We start from the raw sequence: 4,303 nt of genomic DNA on the forward strand, positions 1-4,303 counted from the left end.
TCCTCCAGCACCACATGGGCGTTCGTCCCGCTGATGCCGAACGAGGACACCCCCGCCCGCCGCACACGCCCTGCCTCCGGCCACGGACGAGCCTCCGTCACCAGCTCCACCGCACCCGACGACCAGTCCACATGCGGCGTGGGCTCATCCACATGCAACGTCCTGGGCACCACACCCCGCCGCATCGCCTCCACCATCTTGATCACACCAGCCACACCCGCCGCCGCCTGCGTGTGACCGATGTTCGACTTCAAGGAGCCCATCAGGAGCGGCTGCCCGTCGGGGCGTTCCTGCCCGTAGGTGGCGAGGACGGCCTGGGCCTCGATCGGGTCGCCCAGCGGGGTGCCGGTGCCGTGGGCCTCGACCACGTCCACATCGGCCGCGGACAGACCCGCGCTCACCAGCGCCTGCCGGATCACCCGCTGCTGCGACGGACCGTTCGGCGCCGTCAGACCATTCGACGCACCGTCCTGGTTCACCGCCGAACCCCGCACCACCGCCAACACCTCATGCCCCAGACGCCGCGCGTCCGACAACCGCTCCACCAGCAGCAGGCCCACGCCCTCGGACCAGGTGGTGCCGTCGGCGGCGGCGGCGAAGGACTTGCAGCGGCCGTCCGGCGCGAGCCCCTGCTGGCGGCTGAACTCGACGAAGGAGTCCGGGGTCGCCATCACGGCGACGCCGCCGGCCAGGGCCAGGGTGCACTCGCCGCGGCGCAGCGCCTGGGCCGCCTGGTGCAGCGCCACCAGCGAGGACGAGCACGCCGTGTCCACCGTCACGGCAGGCCCCTCGAACCCGAAGGTGTAGGACACGCGGCCGGTGGCGATGGAGCCGGTGTTGCCGTTGCCGAGGAAGCCGACGACCTCCTCGGGAATGGACCGCAGCCGGGCGGCGTAGTCGTGGTACATGAGCCCGGCGAACACCCCGACCCGGTTGCCGCGCACGGCGGCGGGGTCGATGCCCGCGCGCTCCAGCGCCTCCCAGGTGGTCTCCAGGAGCAGCCGCTGCTGCGGGTCCATGGCCAGCGCCTCGCGCGGCGAGATCCCGAAGAACTCCGCGTCGAACTCGGCGGCGTCGTGGAGGAACCCGCCCTCGCCCACGTAGCTGGTGTTCGGGCGCGCGCCCTGCGGGTCGTACAGCTCGTCGACGTTCCAGCCGCGGTCCCGGGGGAAGGGCGTGACGCCGTCCCGGCCGTCGGCGACCAGCTGCCACAGCTCCTCGGGCGTGCGGACGCCGCCGGGGTAGCGGCAGCTCATGCCGATGATGGCGATCGGCTCGTCGTCGACAGCCGCGGGTGCCGGGTGGGCCGGGCCCGCCGTCTCGGCTTCCTCGCCCACAAGTTGTGAGCACAGGTGGCGGGCGAGGGCCACCGGCGTCGGGTAGTCGAAGACGAGGGTGGCGGGCAGCCGGACCTCGGTGGCCGCGGCGAGCTGGTTGCGGAGGTCCACGGCGGTGAGCGAGTCGAAGCCGAGTTCGGTGAAGGCCCGGTCGGGCTCCAGGTCGCTGTCGGGCGCGTAGCCGAGTACCGCGGTGACGTGCCGCAGCACCAGCCGCAGCAGCGTCTCTTCGCGGTCGGCCGCGGACAGGGCGCGCAGCCGGTCACGCAGCCCGCCGGTCGGCTCCTCCGCCGAGGCCCGCCGGGATGTGGTCCGTACCAGGCCGCGCAGCACCGGGGGGATGCCGGCGGTGTCGCGGCGGACGGCGGCCGGATCGAACGCCATCGGGACGAGCACCGGCTCGTCCGCGGCCAGCGCCGCGTCGAACAGCGCCAGGCCGTCCTCCACGGACAGGGCCGACATGCCACCGCGGGAGACCCGGGCGAGGTCCTGCTCGCTCATGACCTGCGACATGGTGCTGCGCTGCTCCCACAGGCCCCAGGCCAGGGCGTGCGCGGCGAGCCCCTTCGCCCTGCGGTGCTCGGCCAGGGCGTTGAGGAAGGTGTTGGCCGCCGCGTAGTTGGCCTGGCCCACCGCGCCCAGCACGCCGGCCGCCGACGAGAACAGCACGAAGGCGGTGAGCTGGCGGTCCGCGGTGAGCTCGTGCAGGTTCCAGGCGGCCTGTGCCTTGGGGCGCAGCACGGTGTCGACCCGCTCCCGGGTCAGCGAGGAGATGACGCCGTCGTCCACGACGCCGGCGGAGTGGACCACCGCGCGCAGCGGCCGGTCGGCGGGGATGTCCGCGAGGACGGCGGCCAGGCTCTCCCGGTCCGCCGCGTCGCAGGCGGCCACCGTGGCCTCGGCGCCCAGTTCGGCGAGCTCGGTCACCAGCTCCTGGGCGCCCGCGGCACGCGGCCCCTGACGTCCGAGCAGCAGCAGGTGGCGCACGCCGTGCTCGGCGGCCAGGTGCCGGGCCACGGCGCCGCCGAGGACGCCGGTGCCGCCGGTGATGAGCACGGTGCCGTGCGGGTCCCACACGGGCGCGGAGCCGTCCCCGGGCCGCACCGAGCCGTCCCCGGTCGGCGCCGCGCCGTCCCCGGGCCGCACCAAGGGGGCCGCGGGGGCCGTACGGGCCAGTCGGGGCGCCCACAACACGCCGTCACGGAGCACCAGTTCGGGTTCGCCGACCGTGTGTGCGGTACGGACGGCGGACACGAGCGCCGCCGGCGTGGCGTCGCCGAGGTCGGCCGGCAGGTCGAGCTGCACCATCCGGTCGGGGTGTTCCGACTGGGCCGAGCGCACCAGGCCGCGGGCCGCGGCGTGCGGCAGGTCGGGGCCTGGGGCGTCTGCGTCACGAGCCGTCGCGTTTCGGGTGGCCAGCACCAGACGGCCGGACGCGAACCTGTCGTCCTCGAGCCAGGCCCGCACCGTCTCCAGCGCCCAGCCCGTGGCCGCCTTGGTCGCCTCCGGTATGTCTCCGGAGAAGTCCGGGCACACCACGACCACGGCGTCCGGCATCGCCGTTCCGGCGTCGAGCGCCGCGGCGAGCTCCGCGAGATCCCCGTACGCCTCGGTGTCGGCCTCCGCGGCGCGGGTGAGCTCGGCGGCCTCCGCTCCGACGGCCGCCCAGGCGGGCCGGGAGGCGCCGGCCACGGCCGGGACGGGGGACAGCTCGGCCCAGCCGGTGCGGTACAGCCAGTCGCCCTGGCCGCGCGCGGCGCGCAGTTGCTCGCCGCTGACCGGGCGCAGGGCGAGGGTGTCGACGGAGGCCACCGGCAGCCCGCCGCCGTCGGTCATGGTGACCGTGACGCCGCCGGTGGCCGACAGGGCGAGGCGGACGCGCACCGCGGTCGCCCCGGTGGCGTACAGGCGCACGCCCTCCCAGGAGAACGGCAGGCCACGTGGTGGCTCATGGTCGCCGGACGCCTCCAGCAGGGACACGCCGTGCAGGGCCGCGTCGAGTACGGCGGGGTGCAGACAGAAGTCCCCCGCCACCCCCGCTTCCGCGCCCTCGGGGAGCGTCACCTCGGTGAACACCTCGGACCCGCGCCGCCATGCTGCCCTGAGCCCCTGGAAGGCGGGGCCGTAGGCGAAGCCGCCCTCGCTCATCTCGTCGTAGAGGCCGTCCACCGCGACGGGTACGGCGCCCTCGGGCGGCCACACCTGGGGCGCGGCGGGGGTCGTCCGGGCCAAGGAAGCCGAGGAGGCCGGGGACAGCAGGCCCGTGGCGTGGGTGACCCACGGGTCGGCGTCGCCGGTCCTCGCGTACACCGCGAAGGGGCGCCGGCCGTCCTGGTCCCCCTCGCCCACCGTGAGCTGGACCCGCGCGGTGGCCGCTTCGGGCAGCACCAGGGGCGCGTGGAGCGTCAGCTCCTCGACACCGTCGCAGCCGACCTCGTCGCCGGCCCGCAGCGCCATCTCGACGAAGCCGGCGCCGGGGAAGAGCACCGTGTCCAGCACCGCGTGGTCGGCCAGCCAGGGCTGCTCGGCCGGCGAGAGACGGCCGGTGAGGAGCACGCCGTCACCCTCGGCCGGCCGCAGCCGGGCGCCGAGCAGCGGGTGTCCGGTGGGTTCGAGTCCCACCGAGCCGATGGCCGCTTCCACGCCGACCGGTCCGGAGCGGTGCGGCCAGTAGCGCTGTCGGTGGAAGGCGTAGGTGGGCAGCTCGACCCGGGGGCCGGGGCGCAGGGTCGGCCAGGTCACCGGCACACCGCGCGTATGCAGCCGCGCCAGCGCCGAGACGAACGAGTCCACCTCGCCCTGACCGGCCCGCACCGCGGGCACCGCGAGAACGCCCTCGCCGCGCCCCTGCACGAGGCCGCTCAGCACGGCGTCGGGCCCGACCTCGACAAAGTCCGTCACTCCGCGGTCGACCAGGCACTCCACGCTGTCGGCGAAGCGCACCGCCTCCCGCGCGTGCCGTGCCG

General features: G+C 75.5%; 1 protein-coding gene. It reads right to left on the reverse strand.

The window, feature by feature from the left end:
• The coding region (locus BBH68_RS32285) for a type I polyketide synthase (protein WP_141713109.1) at nucleotides 1-4,303 on the reverse strand (4,303 nt) is incomplete at both ends.

The sequence above is a fragment of the Streptomyces sparsogenes genome (genome assembly GCF_001704635.1).
GTDB lineage: Bacteria > Actinomycetota > Actinomycetes > Streptomycetales > Streptomycetaceae > Streptomyces > Streptomyces sparsogenes.